The organism is Shewanella sp. KCT (assembly GCF_007636505.1).
Classification (GTDB): Bacteria; Pseudomonadota; Gammaproteobacteria; order Enterobacterales; family Shewanellaceae; genus Shewanella; species Shewanella halotolerans.
Window position 1 is genome coordinate 377,544 of record NZ_LVDJ01000002.1, and the last position, 25,579, is coordinate 403,122.

Annotated in this window: 22 protein-coding genes; 6 read left to right on the forward strand and 16 right to left on the reverse strand. The window is 58.4% G+C overall.

What is annotated here, in order from left to right:
- Window positions 1-90: 90 nt before the first annotated feature.
- The 4 genes from AYI87_RS21180 (at window position 91) to AYI87_RS04480 (ending at window position 3,545) form a co-directional block, all read left to right on the forward strand.
- Window positions 91-264 carry a hypothetical protein gene (locus tag AYI87_RS21180; protein WP_186300549.1) on the forward strand — a complete coding sequence of 58 codons (174 nt, stop codon included), beginning with the start codon at window positions 91-93 and terminating at the stop codon, window positions 262-264.
- 233 nt (window positions 265-497) lie between these two features.
- Window positions 498-1,451, forward strand: a complete 954-nt coding sequence (locus tag AYI87_RS04470; protein WP_144199965.1) for an HlyD family secretion protein — start codon at window positions 498-500, stop codon at window positions 1,449-1,451.
- Entirely contained in the window at window positions 1,451-2,458 is a 1,008-nt protein-coding gene (locus AYI87_RS04475; protein ID WP_144199967.1) for an ABC transporter ATP-binding protein, read from the forward strand. The genes AYI87_RS04470 and AYI87_RS04475 overlap by 1 nt, the downstream gene beginning before the upstream one ends.
- Window positions 2,445-3,545 (forward strand): ABC transporter permease, encoded by a 1,101-nt coding sequence (locus AYI87_RS04480; RefSeq protein WP_144199969.1) that lies wholly within the window; start codon window positions 2,445-2,447, stop codon window positions 3,543-3,545. Before AYI87_RS04475 ends, AYI87_RS04480 begins: the two co-directional genes overlap by 14 nt.
- Before the next feature lie 77 nt (window positions 3,546-3,622).
- Here the strand turns inward: AYI87_RS04480 and AYI87_RS04485 are convergent, their stop codons facing one another.
- Together AYI87_RS04485 and AYI87_RS04490 are read right to left on the reverse strand one after the other, a co-directional pair.
- Window positions 3,623-4,996, reverse strand: a complete 1,374-nt coding sequence (locus AYI87_RS04485; protein ID WP_144199971.1) for an alanine/glycine:cation symporter family protein — start codon at window positions 4,994-4,996, stop codon at window positions 3,623-3,625.
- A 204-nt stretch (window positions 4,997-5,200) separates the two neighbouring features.
- On the reverse strand, window positions 5,201-5,623 hold the full coding sequence (locus AYI87_RS04490) for a helix-turn-helix domain-containing protein (protein WP_011864229.1): 423 nt from the start codon (window positions 5,621-5,623) through the stop codon (window positions 5,201-5,203).
- A 77-nt stretch (window positions 5,624-5,700) separates the two neighbouring features.
- Here AYI87_RS04490 and AYI87_RS04495 point away from each other — a divergent pair, with 77 nt between their 5' ends.
- Window positions 5,701-6,186: a DUF2938 domain-containing protein gene (locus AYI87_RS04495; RefSeq protein ID WP_144199973.1), complete on the forward strand. Its 486-nt coding sequence runs from the start codon at window positions 5,701-5,703 to the stop codon at window positions 6,184-6,186.
- A 66-nt stretch (window positions 6,187-6,252) separates the two neighbouring features.
- Here the strand turns inward: AYI87_RS04495 and AYI87_RS04500 are convergent, their stop codons facing one another.
- From AYI87_RS04500 to pmbA, 6 genes are all read right to left on the reverse strand, one after another.
- Window positions 6,253-6,501 carry a PspC domain-containing protein gene (locus tag AYI87_RS04500; RefSeq protein WP_144199974.1) on the reverse strand — a complete coding sequence of 83 codons (249 nt, stop codon included), beginning with the start codon at window positions 6,499-6,501 and terminating at the stop codon, window positions 6,253-6,255.
- 185 nt (window positions 6,502-6,686) lie between these two features.
- Window positions 6,687-7,919, reverse strand: a complete 1,233-nt coding sequence (gene arsJ, locus AYI87_RS04505; protein WP_144199976.1) for an organoarsenical effux MFS transporter ArsJ — start codon at window positions 7,917-7,919, stop codon at window positions 6,687-6,689.
- Window positions 7,920-8,930, reverse strand: coding sequence for an ArsJ-associated glyceraldehyde-3-phosphate dehydrogenase (locus AYI87_RS04510; protein WP_144199978.1), 1,011 nt, complete (start codon window positions 8,928-8,930; stop codon window positions 7,920-7,922).
- A 35-nt stretch (window positions 8,931-8,965) separates the two neighbouring features.
- Complete coding sequence (gene arsB / locus AYI87_RS04515; protein WP_144199980.1) at window positions 8,966-10,000, reverse strand: ACR3 family arsenite efflux transporter; 1,035 nt, start codon at window positions 9,998-10,000, stop codon at window positions 8,966-8,968.
- 3 nt (window positions 10,001-10,003) lie between these two features.
- The gene (locus AYI87_RS04520) at window positions 10,004-10,354 is read right to left on the reverse strand and encodes a metalloregulator ArsR/SmtB family transcription factor (protein ID WP_409928959.1); all 351 of its coding nucleotides are present in this window, start codon (window positions 10,352-10,354) and stop codon (window positions 10,004-10,006) included.
- A 165-nt stretch (window positions 10,355-10,519) separates the two neighbouring features.
- Window positions 10,520-11,860, reverse strand: a complete 1,341-nt coding sequence (gene pmbA, locus AYI87_RS04525) for a metalloprotease PmbA (RefSeq protein WP_144199984.1) — start codon at window positions 11,858-11,860, stop codon at window positions 10,520-10,522.
- A gap of 149 nt (window positions 11,861-12,009) precedes the next feature.
- Between pmbA and yjgA the strand changes: the two genes are divergently transcribed.
- Window positions 12,010-12,549, forward strand: coding sequence for a ribosome biogenesis factor YjgA (gene yjgA, locus AYI87_RS04530; RefSeq protein ID WP_041406308.1), 540 nt, complete (start codon window positions 12,010-12,012; stop codon window positions 12,547-12,549).
- Window positions 12,550-12,591: 42 nt separating this feature from the next.
- On the opposite strand, the gene AYI87_RS04535 is transcribed toward yjgA, so the two are convergent.
- The 8 genes from AYI87_RS04535 to rng form a co-directional block, all read right to left on the reverse strand.
- A complete protein-coding gene (locus AYI87_RS04535) occupies window positions 12,592-13,737 on the reverse strand; it encodes an ABC transporter permease (RefSeq protein ID WP_144199986.1) in 1,146 nt (381 codons plus the stop codon).
- Entirely contained in the window at window positions 13,734-14,906 is a 1,173-nt protein-coding gene (locus AYI87_RS04540; protein ID WP_144199988.1) for an ABC transporter permease, read from the reverse strand. Before AYI87_RS04540 ends, AYI87_RS04535 begins: the two co-directional genes overlap by 4 nt.
- 12 nt (window positions 14,907-14,918) lie before the next feature.
- Window positions 14,919-15,890: an HlyD family secretion protein gene (locus tag AYI87_RS04545; protein WP_144199990.1), complete on the reverse strand. Its 972-nt coding sequence runs from the start codon at window positions 15,888-15,890 to the stop codon at window positions 14,919-14,921.
- Complete coding sequence (locus AYI87_RS04550) at window positions 15,880-17,283, reverse strand: TolC family protein (RefSeq protein WP_144199992.1); 1,404 nt, start codon at window positions 17,281-17,283, stop codon at window positions 15,880-15,882. The genes AYI87_RS04545 and AYI87_RS04550 overlap by 11 nt, the downstream gene beginning before the upstream one ends.
- A gap of 192 nt (window positions 17,284-17,475) precedes the next feature.
- Complete coding sequence (gene tldD, locus AYI87_RS04555; RefSeq protein WP_144199994.1) at window positions 17,476-18,924, reverse strand: metalloprotease TldD; 1,449 nt, start codon at window positions 18,922-18,924, stop codon at window positions 17,476-17,478.
- Window positions 18,925-18,962: 38 nt separating this feature from the next.
- Window positions 18,963-19,793: a carbon-nitrogen hydrolase family protein gene (locus tag AYI87_RS04560; RefSeq protein ID WP_144199996.1), complete on the reverse strand. Its 831-nt coding sequence runs from the start codon at window positions 19,791-19,793 to the stop codon at window positions 18,963-18,965.
- A complete protein-coding gene (locus AYI87_RS04565) occupies window positions 19,717-24,027 on the reverse strand; it encodes a YhdP family protein (RefSeq protein ID WP_144199998.1) in 4,311 nt (1,436 codons plus the stop codon). Before AYI87_RS04565 ends, AYI87_RS04560 begins: the two co-directional genes overlap by 77 nt.
- Window positions 24,027-25,529 carry a ribonuclease G gene (gene rng / locus AYI87_RS04570; RefSeq protein WP_011864213.1) on the reverse strand — a complete coding sequence of 501 codons (1,503 nt, stop codon included), beginning with the start codon at window positions 25,527-25,529 and terminating at the stop codon, window positions 24,027-24,029. The genes AYI87_RS04565 and rng overlap by 1 nt, the downstream gene beginning before the upstream one ends.
- Window positions 25,530-25,579: the final 50 nt, after the last annotated feature.

The following is a 25,579-nucleotide window of genomic DNA, read 5'->3' on the forward strand; positions in this document are numbered from 1 at the left end:
CTTTGACTCAGTTAACTTTATGTTAAAGCGGTTCAGTGCTAAGCGGCACCAAATGAGTGCACAAGCACTTTATTTGACGAGGATTTCACTATGGCTCAGTTACTCGATGTTATTCCGAACGATGCTGAAATCGAAGCGATCACAGCACCCAAAAACCCTAAGGCGGCCTGTGAGCTGCAACACAGACGCGAAGTCAAACGTCGCCTGGAAAAGTTACTCGAAGAGGCGGCACTTAAACGCGCCATGGGGGGAGATTTCTACTAACCCCAGACTCCTTAGCCTCCTTCGCGCCAACACTGCATGGGGCCAGGCTCCATGCAGACGTTTGCTCTCGACATTGAGCACGTTAAGCTTTAGATTCACTAGCCAGTTAGCACTCAAATTCAGGGCTCAAAGATTCCCCTTCTACCCAGGTTAAATTGGTGTAAGATTAAATTCAGCACATAACTTATTGATAGTCATAATTCTTCCAAGCGGTTCGTCTGCAAGAGGTCACCATGACGCTGAGTAAATCCTTACGCCTTCTCGCCCCGCTGCTCCTGCTACTTAGCGGCTGTCAGGGCGCCGAACCTCCCCAGGCCCTGGGCACACTGGAACGCGACCGGGTACTGCTGCGCGCCACCACCTCAGAGATCATCACGGCACTGCCCAAACGCGAGGGCAGCCAGGTCACCGAAGGCGAGTTGCTGCTACAGTTCGACACCCGCAAACAAACCGCCCGCGTCGCAAGCGCCCGGGCCCAGTGGCAGAAGGCCCAGGCCTATCTGCTTAGATTAACCAATGGCGAGCGCCCCGAGGATATCGCCAGCGCCCAGGCTAATCTGGAGCGCGCCACCGCCGCCATGGTGCAGGCGGAAAAGACCTACAGGCGCATCGACAAGCTCAAGCGGCAGAACCTGGTGAGTCAGCAGGATCTGGATCAGGCCGTTGCCAGCCGGGATCAGACCATAGCCGAACACAACGCCGCCAATGAGGCCTTGAGCAAGCTGATTGTCGGCGTGCGCCAGGAAGATATTCAGCAGGCCCAGGCCGCCCTGGATGCCGCCGCGGCCGAGCTGGATCTGGCGCGGCAACTGCTGGATGACCTCAGCATCACGGCAACCCGCAGCGGCCGCCTCGACAGCCTGCCCTTTAACCTGGGGGAGCGGGTGCCCGCCAACGCCGTGGTGGTGGCGATTCAGGCCGACCAGGCCGCCTATGCCCGGGTCTATATTCCCGCCCCAGCTATGTCCAAGCTCACCATAGGAATGCAGCTAAAAGTCCATGTCGACGGTCAGGAGCAGCCCTTCAGCGGCACACTGCGCTGGCTAAGTAAGGAGCCGGCCTTCACTCCCTATTATGCCTTGAATCAGCAGGACAGGTCTCGCCTCGTCTATCTGGCGGAGTTCGATCTCGACGACTCGGCCCAGCGCCTGCCCACGGGGATCCCCGCCCAGGTGGAGCTACCCTGATGCAGCCAAATGCGGATCTGGCCATAGATGCCCGCGGCGTCGATAAGCAGTTTGGCGATCTCTTGGCGGTGGCCGAGCTGGATCTACAGGTGCAGAAGGGCCACATCTACGGCTTTCTCGGCCCCAATGGCTGCGGCAAGTCCACCACAATACGCATGCTCACCGGCCTTCTGACCCCTACCCGAGGCGAGATCTCCGTGCTCGGCATGGCCATCCCCCAGCAGGCCGAGACACTCAGGCGACGCATCGGTTACATGACCCAGAAATTCTCCCTCTACGAAGACCTGAGCGTCAGGGAGAACCTGCAATTTATCGCCGACATCTATGGCCTGGGTGCCAGGGAGAGCAAACGCAAGATAGATGAGCTGATCGATACCTATCATCTCGACGCCCAGCGCCAACAGCTAGCGGGCACCCTTAGCGGCGGGCAGAAGCAGCGCCTGGGGCTGGCCTGCGCCTGTATCAACGAACCCGAGCTGCTGTTTCTCGACGAACCCACCTCGGCGGTGGATCCCCAGAACCGACGCGACTTCTGGGAACAGCTGTTCGATCTCTCCGAGCGCGGCACCAGCATACTGGTCACCACCCATTACATGGATGAGGCGCAGCGCTGCCACCAGCTGGCGATCATGGAAAGCGGCCACATTCGCGCCAAGGGCAACCCTCAGGCGCTACTCGAGGCGATGCCGCTGCATGTCATAGAGATAGCCGGCCACAGTCTGCGCCAGCTAAAGTCACACCTGAGCCAGTTCAGCGAGATCCCCTCCGCCGCTCAACTCGGCGACCGTCTGCGAGTCCTAGTCGATAAGCAGATAGCAGATCCCATCCCCTGGCTGCTGGAGAAGAGTCGCACCATGACAGGGCGAGAAAAATCTGAACCGCTGAGCACAAATCAACTAAAGCCAAGCCAATTAAGCCTGGTCTCGCCCAACCTGGAAGATCTCTTCGTATCCGTCACAGGTAAGGGACTCAAGGCATCTCGGGAGGCTGAAGATGTTACTAGCTAGCCTGAGACGGATAAAATCGATCACCACCAAGGAGATCCGCCAGCTCAAGCGGGATCGCATCACTTTCGGCATGGTGGTGATGATCCCCCTGATCCAGCTGTTGCTCTTTGGCTATGCCATCAATACCGATGTGCGTAACGTGCCTGTGGTGGTGGTGGATCAGAGCCACTCCGCCGCCGGGCGCTGGATCGTCGAGGCCGTCAAGGCGACTCAGGTGGTTAGCATAGAGCAGCACTACGCCAGTGCCGAGGAGGCCGAGGCCGCCATCACCCGCGACGAGGTACGCGCGGCGCTAATATTGCCCCCCAACCTTACCGAGAAACTGGCCAACGGCGAAACGCTGGGCCAATGGGTGGTCGACGGTTCAGATACTATGGTGGCCTCGGCCATCAGCCAACTGAGAAACATGCCGCTGGATCAGATCACGGGCCAGGACAGCCAACGACTGCCCACCTTCGAGGTCGCCCTCTTCTACAACCCAGAGCAGCGCTCGGCGGTTAACATAGTGCCTGGGCTGATCGCGGTGATCCTCACCATGACAATGATCCTCTTTACCTCGGCAGCCATAGTAAGAGAGCGCGAACGCGGCAACCTGGAGCTGCTGATCACCACCCCGATCAAGCCGTTAGAGCTGATGCTGGGTAAGATAGTCCCCTATATCCTGGTGGGACTGGTGCAGATGACCATCATCCTCGGCCTTGGGCATCTTATCTTCGATGTGCCCATCAATGGTGCCATCGCCCAGCTGCTGATGGGCACCCTGCTCTTCATCGCCGCCAGCCTCACCCTGGGGCTTATCATCTCCACCATAGCCAAGACCCAGCTACAAGCGATGCAGATGACCATCTTCATCATACTGCCCACTATCTTGTTGTCGGGCTTCATGTTTCCCTTCGAGGCCATGCCTAAGCCCGCCCAGTGGATCGCCGAGCTACTGCCCGCGACCCACTTTATGCGCATCATACGCGCCATAGTGCTGCGGGGCGGCGCCCTGAGTGACATGCAGTTTGATACCCTCTGGCTTATCGGCTTCACCCTGGTCGGTATCCTGGTCGCCTCGCTGCGCTTCAATAAGCGCCTCGACTAAAACATTCACTAGCAGCAGAGTTAACGACACAAAAAAAAGCGCCCGAGGGCGCTTCTTCAATTCAACAAACACAGGCTTTAGCTGTTGGCTTCGGCTGCCTGCTGACGCTTCTTGATGAAGTATTCGCGAGTCAATCCAAAAACAACAGGGCTGAGCAGCGTTAGGGCGATCAGGTTAGGTATCGCCATCATGGCATTCAGGGTATCGGCCAGCAGCCAGATGAAATCTAGCGAACTGACGGCTCCTAGCGGAACAACTATGACCCAGATGGCTCTGAAAGGTTTTACCGCGCGCACACCAAACAGGTACTGCACACACTTCTCGCTATAGACGCTCCAACCCAGGATGGTGGTGAAGGCGAAGATAGAGAGAGCGATGGCCACGATATAGTTGCCCATAGGCAGGGCGTGAGAGAAGGCATAGGAGGTCAGCGCCGCGCCATTCTCACCCGATGTCCAGGCGCCGGAGACTACGATCGCCAGACCGGTAATGGTACACACTACCAGGGTATCGATGAAGGTACCCAGCATGGCCACCAGGCCCTGAGCCACAGGGTTGTTGGTCTGCGCCGCCGCATGGGCAATAGGCGCACTACCCAGTCCGGCCTCGTTAGAGAAGACGCCGCGGGCCACACCGAAGCGCACCGCCGCCCATACTGCCGCCCCGGCAAAACCGCCCTGGGCCGCCACAGGATTGAAGGCGCTGTGAACGATAAGGGCGATAGCATCTGGGATAGCTGCGGCATTAACCACTATCACCGACAGACCGGCGGCGATATAGAATACCGTCATCAGAGGCACCAGCTTACCCGCCACATCGGCGATACGCTTGATGCCCCCCATCAGCACGGCGCCCACCAGCACCATGAGCACCACACCCGTCACCCAGGTTGGCACGCCGAAGTTACTGCTCAGGGCATCGGCCACTGAGTTGGCCTGTACCGTGTTGCCGATACCGAAACCGGCAAAGGAGCCAAACAGGGCGAAGGCGGTACCCAGCCAGGCCCACTTGCTGCCCAGACCATTCTTGATGTAGTACATAGGGCCACCGATATGGTTGCCGTTGTCGTCGACTTCACGATATTTCACCGCCAGCACGGCCTCGGAAAACTTGGTTGCCATACCCACCAGAGCGGTACACCACATCCAAAACAGGGCGCCTGGGCCACCGATAAAGATGGCGGTCGCCACCCCTGCGATGTTACCCGTACCTATGGTGGCCGACAGCGAGGTCATCAGGGCATTAAAGGGGCTGATCTCCCCCTTCATCTGCTTATCCTTGTCGGGAATGCGTCCGGACCAGAGCAGCTTAAAGCCGGTACCTAACTTGAGGATCGGCATCAACCGCAAGCCAAAGGAGAGAAAGAGTCCCACGCCTAAGATCATCACGAGCATGGGAGTACCCCATACGAACCCGTTGATCATACTGACAAATTCAGTAATACCTTCCATTCAAACCTCGTCGTTTTTATCGTTATTTTGGTGATCTACGCCACGCTCTGTTGATTGCATCCCAGAGTACAACGAAAAGCGTTCAAAATGAAAGCAGCGATTGTTAACAAATTGAAACAAAGAGAGATGTTTGCTGACGCTGCGAGCCTCACGCCGAAAAATAAGACTCAAGGGATGTTCAGGGCGTTAGACGCAAGCGAGCCGCTAGCGCCTTGGCAGAGAAGGCTTATCCTGCGGGTCAAATGCTCCGGCTGCGGCGGCCTTCATCAGACGGCGAAACTTGGGACATTCCATATGACTGGGCGCGGTGCAATTGGCGGCGTGTCTCAAACCGTCACGCATCGCCTGCATCCTCAAGATGGTGCGCTCCAGCTCGTCGGCCCGGCGCAGCAGCAGCTCCCTGTCTATGAGGGGATCGCCGCCTGTAGCTAGCATGCTGCCAATCTCATCGAGGGACAATCCCGCCGAGCGGCCAAGGGCGATCAACGCCAGACGCTCTAGCACCTCGGCGCCAAATTGGCGGCGAATACCATGACGTCCCAGCGAGCGGATCAACCCCCGCTCTTCGTAATAACGCAGGGTCGACGCCGGCACGCCCGAGCGCTTGGCGACCTGTGAAATATCCATATCCTTCCCTTGACCTCAAGTCGACTTGAAGTTGTAAGCTAACAATATCAATGGCTTCACACAACAAAGGAATGAATATGTCTCCCCTTATCGACTGTCTCCTCATCGGCCTGGGCGCCACCCTGATCATGGATCTCTGGGGCCTGCTGCGTCATCCCCTGCTGGGTATGCCGCTGCCAAGCTATTATCTGGTGGGCCGCTGGCTGGGCCACATGCCCAAGGGTCAGTTTCGTCACCAGGCGATTACCGAGGCCGCCCCCGTCCCGGGTGAGACCCTCATAGGTTGGTTGGCCCACTATCTTATCGGCGTTAGCTTTGCCGCCCTCTTGATCCTCATTACCGGCTCAAAATGGCTCACCAGCCCAAGCCTGACCCCCGCCCTCGCGGTGGGCCTAGTCACTGTGCTCGCCCCCTTCTTGCTGATGCAACCCGGCATGGGCGCAGGCATCGCCGCCTCTCGTCTGCCCAACCCAGGCCAGGCGCGGCTACACAGCCTGCTCACCCACGGCATATTCGGGCTCGGCCTCTATCTCTCGGCCCTCGGCCTGCGACTCTTTCACTGAGACGAACGACTATAACTTGGAGGGGAATGAACAGAGACACAAACGCATAATTGCAGTATCGGCCAATCAACGAGCTTGGCTGGCCTTTCGCTGCAACTGACGGCGCATCGCTTGGGTTGTGGGATATTTGGGCAATACTAACCAGCACACCAGATAGGCGAACACAGGTAGGAAGAAGAATAGGCTGCTAAGAACAAAAGCAACCCGCAGTCCGTTGACTCGCCAACCGAAATAGTCGGCCAACCCAGAGCAGACGCCGGCTATAACGCCCTTCTCACCCCGGGTTAAAATCTTAATTTTCTCTAAATCCGTCATGAAAATCCCTTTTAAATTCAGATTACTATTAACAAGCGGTCACGCTTGACCCTAGAGTCACTATAACCAAATTCTGTTGATTTTGTTACACCAAGAGTCTAAGTCTTGATATATGAGTTCTTAAGCAGTTCCCGCTGTTGCTAGAATATTTAGCAACCTCAAAGCATTCAGTCTTCATTCCAAAGCTAGCGCCTCGGCAGTCCCACACTAATCAGCGCCGTTAGCCCGAGCAGCGCCGTCGAGATCCACAGGCAGGCGGCCAACCCATAGGCCTGGTACACCCAGCCTGAGAGGATAGTGCCCAGCAGACGCCCCATGGCATTGGCCATGTAGTAGAAGCCCACATCCAGGGAAACGCCATCGTCGCTGGCATAGCTGACAATCAGGTAACTGTGCAGGGAGGAGTTCACCGCAAACACGGCGCCAAACAGCATCAGGCCAAGCAGCAACACGCCGAGATTGAACTCGGGCACCTGTGCCGCCAACTCACTACTCATCAAATAGGCGATCAGCGCAGGAATAATTGTCAGGGCACCTGCCCACCACATGGCGCTGCGCCCGTCGGGCACCTGGCCGCTGGCCTTGCCCGTAACCCTGGGGGCTAGGCTTTGCACCGCGCCATAGCCGATGATCCACAGCGCCAGGAAGCCACCCACCTGATAGTGGTCCCAGCCAAATTGACTGGCGAAATAGACGGGCAACGCCACCACAAACCAGACATCGCGGGCGGCAAACAGGCACATGCGCGCCGCCGAGAGTATGTTGATCGCCCGGCTCTTGGAAAACAGCTCGGTAAACTTAGGCTTGTTCTTGGCCTTGCCGAGATCTTGCTTGAGCTTGATGATGCTCACCAGCCAGACGATAGCCAGCAGCGCCGCCATCAGACCGATCGCCCCCTTGAAGCCCAGCAGCGCCAACAGGGCGCCGCCGAGGAAGAAGCCTGCCCCCTTGAGGGCATTCTTAGAGCCGGTCAGCACGGCGATATACTTATACAGCCTGCCCTCTTCCCCCTTGGCCACCAGCATCTTGACGCTGCTCTTGGCGCTCATCTTATTGAGATCTTTGGCGATCCCCGATAGCGCCTGGGCCGCCATCACCCAAGACACGACAAGCCAGCTACTAGGCACCAAGAGCATGCCCAAGGCCACCACCTGCAACCCGAGGCCGATATTCATGGTGCGATTGAGCCCGAGGCGCGCCCCCAGATAGCCGCCCACCAGGTTGGTGACCACGCCGAAGATCTCGTAGAAGAGAAACAGCATGGCGATGGACAGCGGCGAATAGCCAAGCTGGTGAAAGTGCAGCACCACCAACATGCGCAGCGCGCCGTCGGTAAGGGTGAAGGCCCAGTAGTTGCCGGTTACCAAGAGATACTGGCGCATCTCGCTCGGCAGGGCGCGCAGGCTGGCAAGCATCATTTAAGCCTTATCCATGCGGCCGACCATACGCGCCAGTTCGGCGGTGCGGTTGGCATAGCCCCACTCGTTGTCGTACCAGACGTAGAGCTTGAGTTGAGTAGCGTTGATCACCATGGTCGACAGGGCATCGACTATGCTGGAGCGGGGATCTGTCTTGTAATCCACAGAGACCAGCGGGCGCTCCTCGTAGCCGAGAATATCTTTCAGTTCGCCGGCGGCGGCCGCCTTAAACAGGGCGTTGACCTCCTGCTCGGTCACCGGGCGCTGCATCTCGAACACACAGTCTGTGATGGAAGCATTTGCCAGGGGCACACGCACCGCATGGCCGTTTAACTTGCCCTTCAGCTCGGGGAAGATGTGGGTGATGGCAGTAGCCGAGCCCGTGGTGGTGGGGATCAGCGACTGGCCGCAGGCGCGGGCGCGGCGCAGATCCTTATGGGGCGCATCTAAGATGGTCTGAGTATTGGTGATATCGTGAATGGTCGTCATGGAGCCATGCTTGATGCCGATCTGCTCGTGCAGCACCTTCACCACAGGCGCCAGACAGTTGGTAGTGCAGGAGGCCGCGGTGACGATAGGATATTTGTCCTTATCATACAGCTGATGGTTAACCCCCATGACGATGTTAAGTACGCCCTCTTCCTTCACCGGCGCGGTCACCACCACGCGCTTCACGCCTTGATCCAGATAGGCCTGCAGCAGCGCCTTAGTCTTCATCACCCCAGAAGCCTCGATCACCAGGTCGCAGCCGGACCAGTCGGTGTCGCCGATGGCGCGGTTGGCACTGGTGTTGATACGCTTGTCACCTATGATGATCTGCTCGCCCTCGGCGATTGCCTCATGGGCCCAGCGGCCGTGGATTGAGTCGAAGGTCAGCAGATGCGCCAGGGTGGCGGCATCGCCCGCCGGGTCGTTGATCTGCACAAACTCGATATCGTCCCACTCCCAGGCGGCGCGCAGCGCCAGGCGTCCCATGCGGCCAAAGCCGTTAATTCCCACTTTGATTGTCATCTGATCGTCCTATTCGTTAAATTCGCGGTAACCGCCTAGGCCTTGCCCAGACCGCGCAGGTAATTGGTTTTATCCCGATTGACGAAGGCCACCAGGGAGAGCATCACAGGCACCTCCACCAGCACACCGACCACGGTCGCCAGGGCTGCCCCCGAGTGCAGACCAAACAGGGAGATGGCCACGGCCACCGCCAGTTCGAAGAAATTAGAGGTGGCTATCATGCAGGCGGGCGCCGCCACATCCTGCTCTAGCCTCATCCGCTTGGCCGCCAGATAGGCGATGAAGAAGATGCCGTAGGTCTGCAGCAGCAAGGGGATGGCGATCAGCAAGATGTTTTGCGGCTGAGCCAATATGGTGTTGGCCTGCAGGCCAAACAGCAGTACAACTGTGGCCAGCAGGCCCAGGATAGACCAGGGCTTGAGGCGGGCGACGAAGGCCTCGACACTCAAAACATGACCCTTTTTATTCAATACCTTGCGCGTCGCAATACCCGCTACCAGGGGCAGTACCACATAGAGCACCACAGAGATCAGCAGGGTCTGCCAAGGCACCTGAATATCACTCACCCCAAGCAGGAAGGCGCAGATGGGGGCGAAGGCGAACACCATGATGATGTCGTTCACCGACACCTGCACTAGGGTGTAGTTAGGATTACCCTTGGTGAGCTGACTCCAGACAAACACCATGGCGGTACAGGGCGCGACGCCCAGTAAGATCATGCCGGCGATATACTCGCTGGCGATCTGAGGGTCTACCCAGGAGGCAAACAGCACACGAAAGAAGAGCCAGCCTAGCAGCGCCATGGTAAAGGGCTTAATCAGCCAGTTCACCACAAGAGTCAGCAGCAGTCCCTTGGGGCGCTTGCCCACATCCTTCACCGCCGAGAAGTCGATCTGCACCATCATGGGGTAGATCATCACCCAGATCAGCACAGCGATCAGTAGATTGACGCTGGCGTACTCGAACGAGGCGATCAGGGCAAACTGCTCCGGCAGCAGATAACCCAGGCCGACGCCGGCGACTATGGCTAGCCCCACCCAGACACTCAGATAACGCTCAAATAATCCCATGGTTTATCCCTTACAACAGACTTGCACCCGCTCGGGGCGCTGACCCATCTCGGCCAACCTGGCCTGGGCCTGACTCAATAGCTGAGGGTTACCCGCCAGCGTCTTTTGGATCACCTCGCCCGCCCATTCGGGCAGCTCAGGGTTGATGCGGTAGAACACCCACTGGCCCTGGCGGCGATCGCTCAGCAGCTCGGCCTTGCGTAGCTGCGCCAGATGACGCGAGACCTTGGGCTGACTCTCGTCCAGCGCCACCATCAACTCGCACACACACAGCTCGCCCTCGGCTTGGATCAGCAGCAGGCTCAGCAGACGGGTCTCATCGGAAAGGGCTTTAAAGATTGCGACAGCCATCAATAGATCCTCAAATAAATATATGGCTAAGCATATATATGGTTTTCCATATATACAAGTCGTGATGACCACAATTTTGCCCTGGCAGATTAATTTAACGCACAAAAAAGCGAGCCATCGGGCTCGCTTTAAGGTCGCTAAAAACGTCAGGCTAATCAGGCCCTAGGATTAGTTACCGGCTATCTTCATCTCATCGAGCAGAATAGCGCCGGTGCGGATAGAGGAGCGCAGGTCCTGCTCCTTACCCACGGCCACCATGTTGCGGTACATCTCCTTGAGATTGCCGGCTATGGTGATCTCTTCCACCGGATAGAGGATCTCGCCATTCTCCACATAGAAACCGGCGGCGCCGCGAGAATAGTCACCGGTCACGCCGTTAACCCCCTGACCCATCACCTCGGTGACGATAAGGCCTGTGCCCATCTGTTTCACCAGCTCATCGAAGGTCTGTCCGGTATGGGACAACGTCCAGTTGTAGATGCCACCGGCGTGCCCTGTGTTAGTCAGCCCTAACTTGCGCGCCGAATAACTGGTCAGCAGGTAAGTCGAGAGTATGCCGCTGTCGATAATGTTGCGATCGATCGTCGCCACCCCTTCGCTGTCGTACCAGGCACTGGCCAGTGCCCCCTTAAGGTGCGGCTGCTCGGCGATGGTGAACCACTCGGGGAAGATCTGGGTGTCTATGGCATCGAGCAAAAAGCTCGACTTGCGATACAGGCTACTGCCGCTGATGGCGCCTACCAGGTGGCCCATGAGGCCGGTGGCCACATCGGGGGCGAACAGAATCGGCAGCTTAGTGGTGGCAATCTTACGAGCCCCCAGACGACTCAAGGTCTTCTTGGCTGCCTGCTGGCCCACGGCCTCTGGCGTCCACAGATCATCGAAGCGGCGGGCGACAGTATAGTCGTAGTCACGCTGCATATGGCCATCTTGCTCGCCGATCACCACACAGCTCAGGCTGTAGCGTGAGCTAACATAACCGTTGAGGAAGCCATGGCTGTTACCATACACCTTGGCACCCGTATGGGCGTTGGCGCTGGCACCGTCGGAGTTTTTAATGCGGGCATCGGCATCCAGGGCCGCAGTTTCGGCGCGGGCCGCCAGGGCTTCGAGCTCGGCGGGCGTGGTCTCGTGGGGATAGTAGAGCTCGAGATCTTCGATCTGCTTAGCCATCAGCTCGGCATCGGCCAGGCCATTGAATGGATCTTCCGAGGTGAAGCGAGCGATATCGTCGGCGGCCTTCACGGCGCGGCGAATCGCCTCAGGGCTCAGATCTGAGGTCGACGAGCTCCCCTTGCAGCCATCTCGAAACAAGGTGATCCCCAGTGCACCATCTTTATTAAACTCAACGGTCTCCACCTCTTTCAAGCGCGTCGAGACAGAGAGTCCCTGCTGCTTGCTGATGGCCACTTCGGCCCCCGAGGTGCCCAACTTGGCGGCATATTCCAATGCCATAGACACGGCGTCTTTCAATGAATTCAATTCGGTTTCGATGCTTGGAGAAGCCACAGATCTACTCTTTTGTTATCAATCGTGGCCGTAGCATAGCAAACCCGTCGGGCTTTCACATTAAATAACTGAGTCGTTTCGTAGGCGATATTGGCCGGAAATGTTATGATTAGGGGAGTTATGGCTTGGACCCCAGAGATTTTTTAATGATGAATATTGTTGGCGACTCAGAACACTTTAAACAGCCCTTCGATCATGACGATGATTACGTCAGCAGAGCCGATATAAAGCGCGAAATTGCCATTTACCAAGAGCTAGGTAAGAAACTGGTCTCCCTCAGCAAGAGTCAGCTGAAGAAGCTTGAGCTGGATGAGCTGCTACACGACAACATCTTGAAGGCCAAGACTATCCGTATCAACAGCGAGGCTCACCGTCGCCAGCTGCACTATGTGGGTAAACTGATGCGCAGCGTCGACATCGACGAGCTGCAGGAAAACCTGAAGAACGTGCTTAACCAGAACCGCAACGAAAGCTCTAAGCAGAACGTCGCCGAGAAGCAGAAAGATCATCTGCTGACAGGTGGTGATGAGGCGATTCAGACCCTGCTCGAGCAGCATCCCGGCCTTGAGCGCCAGAAGCTACGTCAGCTGGTAAGACAGGCAAACAAGGAGTTAGCCAAACAGCCTGAGACGGCCTCTAAGTCAGCTGCCGAGTTGGTAAAGTATCTGCGCGCCGAGACCGGCGAATAGCCAGCAGCCCTCGAATAAACATCGAGAGCAAACAGCCCGCCGCTAGTGCGGGCTTTTTATTGTCTCGAGTCTGAGCCGCAGCCCGAGATAGGCCAGCAGCAGATAGAAGAGCACCAGGCCCCACAGCTGCCACCATAGCGGCGCGACGCTCTGCCAGTCCGCCCCCATCTGATTAAGCTGTAACATTCCCTTGATGGTCACCACCCCAGGGATCAGCTGAGACACGGCCTGCAGCGGCGCAGGGATCAGCTCCACCGGCCAGACGAAGCCCGACACAAACAGGATAGGCATGGAGATCAGCAGTAGCACCTGGGTCGGTAGATCCCGGCGCACAAACAGGCTGCTAAAGGCGATACCGGCCAGGCTAGTGGCCAGCAAGAAGGGCAGAAGAAACAGACAGACCTGCCCCAGGTTGCCCTGCACGCCCACCTGATACCAGTAGTGGCAGTAGCCTATGTAGTAGGCGGTAAACAGGCTATAGATGAGGCCGAAGGTGGCCACCCTGGCGCTCAGCAGCTGCCCGAGCCCCACGCTGCGCCAATACCCCTGACGCTGCCACTGACCTGCGCCCAGGATGCCGGTGCCTATCAGCAGGGTCTGATGCAACACCAACAGGAGCACGCCGGGCACTACGTAGGAGGTATAGCCCAGGCTGGGGTTGAAAGCTGGCACGCTGTTGAGATGAATCGGATCCAGCTCGCGCTGAACCTGCTTGGCCGCCTCACCTCTGGCCAGCAGGCCCTGGAACTGAATATATTTCCCGGCATCAATCCCCACAGACACCAAACCCTCGAGGATCGCCGAGTAGACCAGAAAATAGTTGGCATCGCCGCCAAAGGCCAGGGTGACGCCACGCTGGCGCAGCAGATCCCGCCGAAATCCCTCGGGGATCACCAGATAACCATGGGCCTGCCCTGAGTTAACGGCGGCCTGGGCCTGGGTCAGGTCATTCAATTGAGCCACCACCTCCAGCTTAGGGCTGGCCTGGGCATGGCGGATCACCAGGCGACTCAGGCTGGAGTGGTCGCCATCGACCACCACTATCTGCTGCCGGGTCGGCACCTCGTTAAGATAGGGCAAAGGATAGAGTACCGAATAGAAGATCACCCCGCCAAACAGGGTGATGGCGATCGCCTTGTCGGTAACGATAGCCTTAAGCTCTTCAAACATCAGGGCAAAAAAGTTCATTCCTGCCCCTCCGTTATCTGCGCCTGGCCCAGCTGCTCGCCAATCTGTTCCCGGCGCATCTTAGCCAGCATCAAGGCGATCAGCGGCAGCAACAACAGGAAGCCCCAATAGCTCGACAGCTGGGAGACTAATACCTGAGTCTCCTGACCATAGGCGATGACGCCGATATGGGTATCGACATAGTGGCTCGAGGGCATGATCTGTCGCCACCACTGCGCCAGAAGCGGCATCTCGTGGGTGGGGAAAGTCACCCCCATGAAGGCGAAGGAAGGCGCAAACAAGGCGGTGCAAAAGCTGATCACCCGGGCCGAGTCTTGCAGCAGGGCGAAGATGGTCAGCACGATCAGCCACACCGCCATGAGCATCACCAGCTGGGCGATGAGCAGCTGACCCAGGCCGCCGCGCATCGGCAATCCCAGGTAGCCATAGAGCCAGGCGTAGACAAGTCCCAGCTGCAACATCAGCAGTGGGGTATAGACCAAGACCTTACTCAGCAGCACCCGGTAGGTCCCTAGGCTAAACCACTCGGCCAGGCTCTCGCGCCTCAGCTCCTCGGTAAGGGCATTGGCAAACACCAGCATGGCCACTATCTGCACCAGGGCGATCAATATCGGCGGCACCAGGAAGGCCACATAGTTGTTGTTGGCGTTATAGAGCGCACTGCTCTGAGTCTCTATCAGATTCAGGTTAATCTCCGCCTGCACCGGCGGCACGCCAGATGCCAGCTGCTTCAGCCGCGCCTTCTGTTTGAGGCCATCGGCCAGGCTGAGCTGGATCTGGCTGGAGAGCAGCTTGCCCACCAGCAGAAATTGGGCGTTGTAGCGAATATCGATGCTGGGCTGATGCCCTATCATCAGGTCCTGATTTAACTTGAAGGGGAGCACCACTATGGCATAGGCCTCAGCTCTCTCCATGGCGGCCTGAGCCTGACCGATATCCTGATAGCTCACAGGGCTGATCACCGAGTTGGCACTCAGCTGACGCACCAGCATGCGGCTCAGCTGGCTCTGATCCTGATCCACCACGGCAACAGGCAGGGCGCGAGGCAGCCCGGCGCTAAACAGCCACCAGAGGGCGACCGTGCCCAGCAAGGGCAGATAGCTGACCAGGGCGAGCTGCCAGGGCGACTGCCACAGCCGCCTGAGTTCCCGCGTGATGAGTTGCCCCATGGACGCCAAGGCCTACTGTACCAACAGGCTGGTCATGCCCACTCTGAGGTCGGCGATGGGGGTTACGGGTCTTAGCTCCATCTCGAAGGTGCGCATATCGAAGTCGTGGCCACTCTCGGTGGAGCGCCAGGTGGCGAAATGGCCCATGACGCTGATGTGCGCGATCTTGAAGGGGTAACGCTCGCCGAGCGCCGGGATCTCCACCTCCAGGGTATCGCCCACCTTAAAGCCCTTAAGCTGGTCTTCACGCACCTGAAACACGGCCCAGGCATCCTGCATGTCGATAACGCTCACCACAGGGAAGCCGCTAGGCGCCAGCTCGCCAGGGTGCAGCAGCACCTCGCTGACCTCGCCGGACTTGGGCGAGCGCATCTGGCTGTCGGCTAAAATAGCGCTGACCTCTTTGACCGCGCCCTCGGCCATGCGGGCATTACCCTCGGCCGCGGCCTTGGTCTCTTCACGGGCGCCCTCTTCGGCCATCTGATACATGGCATAGGCCGCCTGCTGGGTGTACTTGGCCGCCTGCCACTGGGTAAAGGCCTCGTCGCGTTTCTGACGGGCCAACACCCCTTCGCTAAACAGGGCTTCTACCCTCTGGTAGGTGGTCTCTGCCAAGGTTGCTGCCGCCTTCGCCTTTAGCCATTGCTCCTTAGAAGCCGCCACCTGCTGCTTGCGGGCGCCGTTATCCGCCTCCTGTTGCAACGCCTTGGCGGCATCGCGGCCCCCTTGGGCTTGCATCAGCTTGGCATTGAGCTCAGGGCTGTCGATGGCAAACAGGAGATCACCTTCTGCCACCTGGTCGCCGCGGCGCACCATGACCTGCGCCACGCGCCCTGGCACCTTAGAGGAGATGTTGTACTCTCTGGCCTCGATCTGCCCCTGCAGTCGCTCGGCCTTGGGCGTATGGGCCAGCATCAGGCCGTAGGCCAGGATGGCCACCAAGGCGATTAGGGCGACAATGGCTAGGATTCTGTTAGTGCGCATCAGCTCTCTCCTGGGCGGTGCGTGAACGACCGATAAATTCATCTAACTGGCCACTGATGGCCATCAATCTGGCGTAGGCCTGTACGTAGCGGTACTGGGCCGCCAACTGCTGGGTCTGCACGCCGCTCAGCTTAAGCTCGGCATCTACCTTCTCGATAGAGGTCGACAGCCCCTGGCTGAAGGCGAGATCCCTTAGGCGTTTGTTTTCTTTGGCAAGCGACAGCGACAGGTCGAGAGACTCAGTCTCCTCTCTGGCCTGCTGCAGCTGGCGATAGCTCTGATCCAGCAGCAGGCTGAGATCCTGCTGGGTCTGCGCCTTGGTGTAGCGTGCCTGCAACAGGGCGCTGCGGGCGGCCTCGACCTTGCCACTACGACCGTCGCGGCTAATAAGCGGGATCTTCACCCCGACGCCGACCATCCAGTCCGGCTCCATCTTGGCCAGCAGGCTATCGTCTTCATATAGTGTGTAGTTGCCGTAGAGAAAGACTGTGGGGTAATAACTGCCCTTCTCCACATCGATAAGGCCGTTGGCCTGGGTCTCCTTGGCCTCCAGCAGCTTGAGCGCCGGATGGCTAGTCAGGGTCAGCTGACTGAGTTGGCCGAGGGAGGGCGGATTATCGAGGAGAAACAGCTTAGAGGCGGTATCGACATCACTCTGATGCAACATGCGTGACAGGGCGATCTGGCTCATCTCCAGCTGACGCTTGGCGCTGGCATAATCCACCCGGGCATTTTCCAGGGCTACCTGGGCATTGAGTCGCTCCACCTTGGCGATCTGTCCCTGCTGCTCAAGCTTGACCGCATGCTCGGCGTGCTCAGTGAGAGCCTCCACCAGCTGACCTCGAGTCGCCATCAGGGCATGGCTCACCGCCACGCCATAGTATCTGTCCACCAGCTGGACGAAGAGATCCCGGGTAGACAGCTGATGCTGCTGCTCCTTCTCGGCCACCTGGGCCTCATGGATCCCCTGGGCGGCGCTGATCCGGCCGCCGGTATAGATGGGCCACATCGCCTGCAGGCTGGAGCGGAAGACATCCTGCTCGGTAAAAGGGGTGACAAACAGCGACCCCGGAATGGCGCCCAAGGCACCGCCGAGTGCCGGCGGCAAGGTAGCGGGGTCGAGACTGGCTAAGGGGTTGAGATCCCTCAGATCCAGCTCAAGGGGTTTCTCTAAACGTGTGTAGCTGCCGTTGATCGACAGCGAAGGCAGGTTGAGGTCCTCGCCGGCGGCCTGCTCGGCCTGGGCACGGTTAACCTCCTGCTGGCTGGCCTGCAACTTGTCGCTGACCTGTAACAGCTGCTGCCAGGCATCGCCGAAGGCGAGTTCCTTAGCCTGGGCGGCATTCCCCGACAGGGCTAACAGCGACAGCCAAACAATATGTGAATATCTCATCGACACCTCTAGAGCTATAACTCTATTTCCTTGGCAAATGTTAACACCCTATGGGGGCGTTGAGAAGCTAGCCTTGTTGGCAAGCCGCTTCACAAGCTGTCGACAGCCTTCCTTAATTACTCTCTTGCAACCACTCCTGCAGGGCGGTACTTGCCTTTGACAGCTCTGCCAGAGGCGAGGTCGGCGACTAAATTACGCCGTGCCGCCTACCGTCAAGCGGTCGAGTTTCAGGCTAGGCTGGCCCACGCCCACGGGCACACTTTGACCATCTTTACCACAGACACCGACCCCCTTATCGAGCGCCAGATCATTACCAACCATAGAGATCTGCCCCATGGCCTCGGGACCATTACCTATCAGGGTCGCCCCCTTGATCGCCTGGGTGATCTCGCCCTTCTCGATGAGATAGGCTTCAGACGCCGAGAACACAAACTTGCCCGAGGTGATATCGACCTGACCGCCACCGAAGTTGGGCGCATAGATCCCCTTGTCCACCGACTTGATGATATCGGCAGGCGAGCTGTCGCCGGCTTCCATATAGGTATTTGTCATGCGCGGCATCGGCAGATGGGCATAAGACTCGCGGCGACCATTACCGGTTGAGGCCTGGCCCATAAGGCGGCCGTTGAGCTTGTCTTGCATATAACCCTTGAGGATGCCGTCCTCAATAAGCACAGTCTTCTGAGTAGGAACCCCTTCATCGTCTATGCTGAGCGAGCCGCGGCGATCAACCAAGGTGCCATCGTCCACCACAGTCACCAGGCTAGAGGCCACCTGCTGGCCCACCAGGCCGCTAAAGGCGCTGCTGCCCTTACGGTTAAAGTCGCCTTCCAGGCCATGGCCCACGGCCTCATGTAGCAGTACCCCGGGCCAACCCGCGCCCAGTACCACAGGCATCTCACCGGCGGGGGCATCTATGGCGGTCAGGTTGACCGAGGCCTGACGCACGGCTTCGCGGGCAAAGGCGAAACAGCTAGGCAGACCATCGTCGCCCGACTCGAAAAACACTTGATAATCATGGCGTCCACCGCCACCGCTGGCGCCACGCTCGCGCTTGCCGTCCTGCTCCAGCACCACGCTACAGTTGAAACGTACCAAGGGGCGAATATCCGCCGCCAGGGTGCCGTCGCTGGCCGCAACTAAGATCTCTTCGTGCACGCCCGACAGGCTGATCACCACCTGTATGATGCGCGGATCTAGGCTGCGCACATAGGCGTCGGCCTGCTTGAGCAGCGCTATCTTCTTCACCTCTTCCATGGCGGCGATAGGGTCGGCACTCTGATACAGAGGTGTCACCTTCTGCTGATTCCAGGCCTGAACGTGGCCGCTATTGCCCGCCGCAGAGATGCCACGTGCCGCCTCGACCGCCGCGCTCAGCGCCGCTGGGGTGATCTCGTCGGCATAGGCGAAGCCCGTCTTCTCGCCGCTGATGGCACGCACGCCCACACCACGCTCGATATGGAAGCTGCCTTCCTTGACTATGCCATCTTCTAACACCCAAGACTCGTGGCGACTGCCCTGAAAATAGAGATCGGAAAAGTCCACCTGATGCTGATGAATGCTATTGATATAGCCTTGCAACTGATCCAGCGACAATCCGTCTTGCAAGAGGCTCTGTTCTACTTGGGTTAAAAATGGCATTAATTTTCTCTCTATGGCGCATGGAAGGCGCGATTTTATTATCTCTTTAATTTGGGTGACTCGAAACGATTGTGCTCGACCACTGGGATGTTGCGGCGTATCCCCTCTATGGCCTTAAGGTCTAACTCTGCCGACAACCAGCCACAACCTTCGGGCTTGATCGCCTGCACCTCTCCCCAGGGATCGATGACACAGGAGTGTCCCCAGGTCTCGCGCTTGCTCTGATTGTGCTCGCCCCATTGAGCGGCCGCCAACACAAAGCACTGGGTCTCTATCGCCCTGGCCTGCAGCAGGGGCAGCCAGTGCGCCCGCCCGGTCACCCGGGTAAAGGCCGCCGGCAAGACGATGATCTCCGCCCCCTGCAGACGCATGGCGCGAAATAGATCGGCAAACCTGATGTCATAGCATATCGCCATCCCGACCTTACCGAAAGGCGTATCGACAACGGTTACTGCCTCACCGGGGCAAAAGGTGTCACTCTCCCGGTAAGACTTAGTGCCGTCGTCCACATCCACGTCGAACAGATGCAGCTTGTCGTAATGGCCTAGGGTCTCGCCGCTATCGTTAAACAGGTAGCTGCGGCTAAACACCCGCCCCTCATCGGCCAGGATAGGAATGGTGCCCGCCACCAGATAGATACCATATTGCTTCGCCAGTGCGGCCAGGGTCTGCTTGAGTTCGCTGTCGGCATCATCCCCGGCGTAAGCCAGCTGTTGACGCTCATGGCCACCAAACAGCAGGCAGCACTCGGGCAGCACCACCAGATGGGGGCGCTCGCCACCGACTAGGGCATCAAGCTGCTCGCGAATAAAGCTGAGGTTCTCCTCGACGTCGCGACCACTCTGACATTGTAATAGGCTGACCTGCATCGCTTGACTCCTTGTTCACTGGCTTTTCCTGTGACTCTTGCTGTTGCGGCGTCTCAATTTTTTGTTCCACTGGCGCCTGCTGCCCGGTGGGCGTCTCCTTAAACTCGGGCATGGCGACGACCGCCGGCTTAGGGATCTCCACGCCAGATGGCATCACCTGCTCACCCGCCCCCTCTGCTGGCAGAGTGTCTGCCCCAGGCTGCACTGGATTCTGTTCTTGCTGCTCTTGTTTTAACTGCGCTGGCTGTTTGCTTTCTGGCAGCACGCTCTCTGGCTTAGCCTCTGTACTAGGCTCTTGACCTGGTTGACGCGGCAGGACAGACTCGGGGATCTCTATCTCCTTGCTCTTACGCTCCAGCTCCTCCAGCTTAGGCTCAGACATGGTGCCCGTCAGCCTGAAGCGGATCTCGGAGATCACCTCGATCACCGGCTCCAATACTTTGGTCAGGGCGAAGGCACCCAGGCCAAGTGTCCAACCGCCGGTGCTGAGCAGCACCACGGTCGGCACGCTTGAGGCCAGTTGCGGCACGAAGCGTATGTCGTAGTTGAGGCTCTCTGTGGTGAGGTCGGTATAGCCCCGCACCCTCATGTTGCCCGCCACTGCATCCATCTCGGAGTCCGTGGTCTTGACCACGCCGTTATCCAGCTTAAGGGTGCCGGTAAAGGCGTTAAAGTAGAGCCCCTTGCCGAAGACATCGGAGAAATCCAGCGACAGCTTACGCAGCAAGGAATCTAGACTGAACAAAGAGAAGATGCGCGCGCCCTTGTCACTCACCTCAGACAGGTGGCCCTTGCCCAGCTTGTAACTGATCTGACCGTTGAGGGTCTCCAGCGAGAAGGCATAGGGCGCTCCCTGCCATGACAGCTCGGCCTGCAGCTCCAGCGGCGCCTCCTTGAGACCTGGGTCTATGCCCAGACGCTCTGAGACCTCATCGAACTGCTTGGCCTTGAGATCCACCTGAAACTCGGTCAGGTTCTGCCCTTCACTGTTGGACCAGGCGCCCTTACCCTTGAGGGTGATCCCCGGGGTCGTGATGGCAATGGTCTGGATCTGATAGTCGCCATTCTTGGGCGTCGCCTGCAACACCAGGTGGCCCAGCGGCTTGCCATAGACGCTGAACTGATCCACATCCACCGCCAGCGGTGGCAATATGCTGAGCACCTCATCGCTGGCAACCTCAGAGGCTTCGCCCTCCTTGCTCTCAGGCGCAAAGTTAAATCGGCTCGCCACCAGCTTTAAGCCCTGGGTCGACCAGTCTGGGTAGAAGTCCACCCGGCCACTAAATTCGTTGGCGTTGCCCTCGAAGCGCCAGCCATGTTCTGTGGGACGCGCCTCCAGATTCAGCTCGGTCAGCGGCTGCCCATAGAGGTTCAGCTGACGTACCTGACCGTCGACCGCAATCAGCGGCGGGAAGAAGCTGCTCTTCTTAGGCTCGGTATCAGCCTGCACCAGCGGAGTCTCCGGCGCCTGCTCCGCTAAGGCTTCCCGCATGGCCATGTCCAGTGAGGATTCCAGTGCGGCATCGCCCATGAATCCCTTGATGATGGGCAGCCAGGGGGCAAATTCGGTGGCAGGCATATCCAGCTGCAGATGGCCGGCCTGACGCTTGAGTTGGTCGCCCGGCTTAAACAAGCGTCCCAGCAGCAGGTCGAAGTGCGCCAGATGGTCGCCCGACTCCTCGTCGAATCCCCCCCAGAACTCCATCTGATCCCCAAGCTTGGCCCCTAACGAGGCCTGCTTGTTATCACCGATCAGCTCGAAGGAGAGGGCTCGCGGGCTGTCGGCCGTCTTGGCAAACTTACCCGGCAGGCTAAGCTCGACGCCCTGCATGTCACTCTTCACCTGGGCCTGAATACGATAACCCAGTTCATCGAAGATCAGCGTCATGGCCCCCTGCCAATCCAGCTCGCCGCTATAGTAATCCTTGAGGGGGTTATCCAACATCGCCGGCAGCGAGGCCAGCGCCCACTGCCCCTGCATATCCAGATTCAGGCCATAATGCTTGTTGGTTTTGCCTGTGTCGAAGGTGAAACTCACGGGTTGCTCGAACAGACGCGCCTGTATCTTCTCACCAGTGACCACCTCGTTGGCAAAGTAGACCTCGCCGGTCACCCCATCTAGCTGCACCCCGGGTTCGCTGATATAGACAGGGGTATTGTCGAACTTAACCTGTCCCAGTATCGCCTCTTTACCACCATGATAGAGGGGGATGCTGAGATCCAGCTTGCCCGATACCTCACCCTGCACCTGCACCACCTCTAGCGTGGCCCCGACCGTATCGGCCAGGGGTGAGCGTTGCAGCACCTGTTTGGCGGCCTCGCCCTGGGTGCGCAGATCCGCCTTTACCGTCAACAACGTCTGATGGCTCATGCGCGGGATGGCAACATGGGCGCCGTCTGCCGGCACCTGCATCAACATCCCCTTGTTCACCCAGATATCCATGGCCGCGTTTTCAAACAGGGCATTTAGGCTCAGGTCTGTCACCTCCGGCCAATCGGGCTGGAACCTGTAGCGGGCCTGATTCAATGAAAAACCGGCCTGAAACACACCGCTGTTGTCGTCATAGGGGAAATGCTTCAGCGGGCCGTTCCACACCACCTTGGCGTCCTGGCTATGCCCCGCCTTGATGGCGCCACTGAGGTAATCGACCAGAGATTCGGACATGGCATGCTTAGGGAAATAGTACTTGGCCCTGGCGGCGTTCTTCACCTGCACATCGGCCAGCAGGTTGAGGCTGGCCTCACCGGCAAAGCCCAGTTTCATGGCCGCATCGAGATCCAGGTCGGCATTATAGAAATGCAGCTTAGGGGCGATCAGCGCCGCCTCGCCCAAGGCATATTTTACCGTGAAGGCGTCACCCGCGAGGGACAATGCTTCCTCGAAACCGCCGTTAAAATCCAAGTGATACTGCTGCTCGGGCGCAGACAGATAGAGGTCGCTCCCCTGCATGCCGAGCATAAGGTCAATCGGCTCAGCCCCAGGGATGGCGCCGCTGCCTTGCCAGGCAATCTGCTTGAGCTGCGCCGACAGGGCAAAGCCCTGCTGCTCGCCGTAACCCAGCTTGAGCTGCTCTATGCTGCCCTTGGGATCCATCGACTGCCACAGGTAGAGACCATCGAGATCCATGCCGGGCACTAGGGGCAACAGAGGCAACAAGACCTCGGCATCGAGTTGATTGATACTGGCCATCAACATATCGTCACGTTTGCGCGCGCCGATATGCAGCGCCGGCCAGGCCTGACCATTGGTGACGAAGGCCAGGTCTGAGCTGGTCAGTTGCCAGCCCGAGACCTGCGGCTGCCAGTTGAGCTGCCCCCTTTTAATTTCAAATTTTTGCTGCTCACCCTTGAGCTGCCACTGTAGCCAGCTCGGCTCGAAGGCGACCGTCGCCGCGGTAAAGGCGCGGTTAGAGAACTCGGCCCAGGCCTGCAGGTTCACCACCCCCTCGAGCGGCAGCTTCTTGCCCGAGGCATAAGGATTTTCCTGGCGCGATGCCCACTCACCAAGATCCAGCGAGTTGGCCGCCAGATAGAGCTGACCGGTCAAGGACTCTGGGCTATGGCCATCGCCACGAATATCGACGGAGAGGGAAAGACGCTCGACCTCTGAGGCCTGCTCGTCGAGGAACAGCGCGCCCTCGGCTCTGTGGCGACCGGCCAGGTTGCGCCAGCGCAGATCCCTGATATGGATAGGTCGGTATTTGTGAGAGCTGCTGATCAGCTGCATGGTCACATCTGTGATGGCAAAGCGGTCGAACTGCTCCAGCATCAGGGCATAGAGCCAATCGGTATTTTGCTCTGCCACTGGCGCATCGCTGCTCTGCTGACCGTTACCGGCTTGACTGATACGGTCGAGATCCAGGGCAATCTTGACCCCCTCGAAGATCACATTCTCTATCTGGGGCGACGCCGAGACCAGGCTGTCCCAGAAATCCAACTTGAGGTGGACATTGTCTATGATGAAGGTGACCGGCAGGTTTTCCTGCACCGGCAAGACCAGATTCTTGATGGTCACCGCAGGGCCGAACGCCTGCCACTCGGCGGTAAGCTCGCTGACCTCGACCTTGACCTGATACTGCTCATAGATATAACTCACCAGCTCCTGACGGACCTGATCCAGCTTAGGTAGCAGGCCTCTGAACAGGCTGACGCTCAAGGCGAAAAGCACCACTATGATGGCGATCATCTGCCAGCATAGGCGGCCGAAGGTGCGGGGACAGAATGGGCGTGACACTACATTATCACCACATCGAATTTGTTTTGCGCATACATGGGCTCGTTTTGCAGGCGAACATGCTTGCCGATATAGGCGCCGAGTTCAGCCACCAGATGGCTCTCCTCGCCGGTGAGGCTGTTGTAGACAGTCGGGGCGCAGTAGACCAGGAACTCGTCGGCATCATAGCCGCGATTAAGGCGGATGATCTCGCGGAAGATCTCGTAAGAAACCGTCTCGACCGTCTTCAGACTACCCGTGCCGAAACAGGCCGGACACTCGCCGCACAGCACATGCTCCAGGCTCTCGCGGGTGCGCTTACGGGTCATCTCCACCAGGCCGAGCCCCGAGAAGCCGCTGACATTGGTCTTCACCCTATCGTTGGCCAGTGCCGCCTCCAGGGTGCTGAGCACACGCTTCTTATGATCTTCGTTCAGCATGTCGATGAAATCGATAATGATGATCCCACCCAGATTACGCAGGCGCAGTTGGCGAGCGATGGCGTGAGTTGCCTCCAGGTTGGTGTTGAATATGGTCTCTTCCAGGTTGCGATGGCCGACGAAGGCGCCTGTGTTGATATCCACCGTAGTCATGGCCTCGGTCTGATCTATGATCAGGTAACCGCCAGACTTGAGCTCTACCTTGCGCCCCAAGGCACGCTGCACCTCGTTCTCCACGTCATAGAGATCGAAGATGGGCACCCGGCCGGAATAGTGTTCTATCTTGTCGGCGATCTCGGGCATAAACTCCTGGGTAAACTGCAGCAGCTCCTCGTAGGTCTGGCCGGAATCCACCTGGATTTGATCCAGCTCGGTGCCGACGAAGTCGCGCACGATACGCACAGGCAGGGCGAGATCTTGATAGAGCAGCGAGACGCCAGGACGCTTGCGACGCTCGCACACCTTGGCCCAGACCCGGCGCAGAAAAGCCGCATCCTGGATCAGCTCCTGTTCACCGGCATTCTCGGCGGCGGTGCGGATGATGAAGCCGCCATCTTCATCCACAAAGGGCTCGGTCAGTCCCTTGAGACGGGCACGTACCTCTTCAGACTCGATGCGCTGAGATACACCCACATGGCTGGAGCCTGGCATGAATACCAGATAGCGTGAGGGTAAGGTGATATCTGTGGTGAGGCGCGCGCCCTTGGTGCCCAGGGGATCTTTTACCACCTGCACCATGATGTCCTGACCCTGGCGCACCAGCTCGGCAATGTCACGTACCACGAAGTTGCCCTTCTCGACGTCGGCGACACACTCGGTATGGGGCACGATATCAGAGGCATGGAGGAAGGCGGCCTTGTCCAAGCCGATATCCACGAAGGCGGCCTGCATGCCAGGCAATACCCGGCTGACCTTGCCCTTGTAGATGTTGCCCACCAGGCCACGCTTCATGCGGCGCTCGATATGCACCTCTTGCAAGATGCCATATTCCACCAGCGCCACCCGCGCCTCGGTAGGCGTCACATTGATCAATAGCTCAGAACCTATCTTCTTCTGTACTCTGTTTTTGACTATGTGACTCATGTTTACTCACTCAAATATGATTAATGCATTAACGGCCTAAGGACCGTTAA

Excerpts from the sequence above, each read along its gene's own strand:
- AYI87_RS04490 (WP_011864229.1), bottom strand. The coding sequence starts at position 5,623 with ATGGATATTTCACAGGTCGCCAAGCGCTCGGGCGTGCCGGCGTCGACC.
- AYI87_RS04480 (WP_144199969.1), top strand. The coding sequence starts at position 2,445 with ATGTTACTAGCTAGCCTGAGACGGATAAAATCGATCACCACCAAGGAG.
- AYI87_RS04550 (WP_144199992.1), bottom strand. The coding sequence starts at position 17,283 with ATGAGATATTCACATATTGTTTGGCTGTCGCTGTTAGCCCTGTCGGGG.
- AYI87_RS04540 (WP_144199988.1), bottom strand. The coding sequence starts at position 14,906 with ATGGGGCAACTCATCACGCGGGAACTCAGGCGGCTGTGGCAGTCGCCC.
- arsB (WP_144199980.1), bottom strand. The coding sequence starts at position 10,000 with ATGGGATTATTTGAGCGTTATCTGAGTGTCTGGGTGGGGCTAGCCATA.
- tldD (WP_144199994.1), bottom strand. The coding sequence starts at position 18,924 with ATGCCATTTTTAACCCAAGTAGAACAGAGCCTCTTGCAAGACGGATTG.
- AYI87_RS04485 (WP_144199971.1), bottom strand. The coding sequence starts at position 4,996 with ATGGAAGGTATTACTGAATTTGTCAGTATGATCAACGGGTTCGTATGG.
- AYI87_RS04545 (WP_144199990.1), bottom strand. The coding sequence starts at position 15,890 with ATGCGCACTAACAGAATCCTAGCCATTGTCGCCCTAATCGCCTTGGTG.
- AYI87_RS04495 (WP_144199973.1), top strand. The coding sequence starts at position 5,701 with ATGTCTCCCCTTATCGACTGTCTCCTCATCGGCCTGGGCGCCACCCTG.
- rng (WP_011864213.1), bottom strand. The coding sequence starts at position 25,529 with ATGAGTCACATAGTCAAAAACAGAGTACAGAAGAAGATAGGTTCTGAG.
- AYI87_RS04500 (WP_144199974.1), bottom strand. The coding sequence starts at position 6,501 with ATGACGGATTTAGAGAAAATTAAGATTTTAACCCGGGGTGAGAAGGGC.
- AYI87_RS04470 (WP_144199965.1), top strand. The coding sequence starts at position 498 with ATGACGCTGAGTAAATCCTTACGCCTTCTCGCCCCGCTGCTCCTGCTA.
- AYI87_RS04510 (WP_144199978.1), bottom strand. The coding sequence starts at position 8,930 with ATGACAATCAAAGTGGGAATTAACGGCTTTGGCCGCATGGGACGCCTG.
- AYI87_RS21180 (WP_186300549.1), top strand. The coding sequence starts at position 91 with ATGGCTCAGTTACTCGATGTTATTCCGAACGATGCTGAAATCGAAGCG.
- AYI87_RS04535 (WP_144199986.1), bottom strand. The coding sequence starts at position 13,737 with ATGAACTTTTTTGCCCTGATGTTTGAAGAGCTTAAGGCTATCGTTACC.
- AYI87_RS04560 (WP_144199996.1), bottom strand. The coding sequence starts at position 19,793 with ATGCAGGTCAGCCTATTACAATGTCAGAGTGGTCGCGACGTCGAGGAG.
- yjgA (WP_041406308.1), top strand. The coding sequence starts at position 12,010 with ATGAATATTGTTGGCGACTCAGAACACTTTAAACAGCCCTTCGATCAT.
- arsJ (WP_144199976.1), bottom strand. The coding sequence starts at position 7,919 with ATGATGCTTGCCAGCCTGCGCGCCCTGCCGAGCGAGATGCGCCAGTAT.
- AYI87_RS04475 (WP_144199967.1), top strand. The coding sequence starts at position 1,451 with ATGCAGCCAAATGCGGATCTGGCCATAGATGCCCGCGGCGTCGATAAG.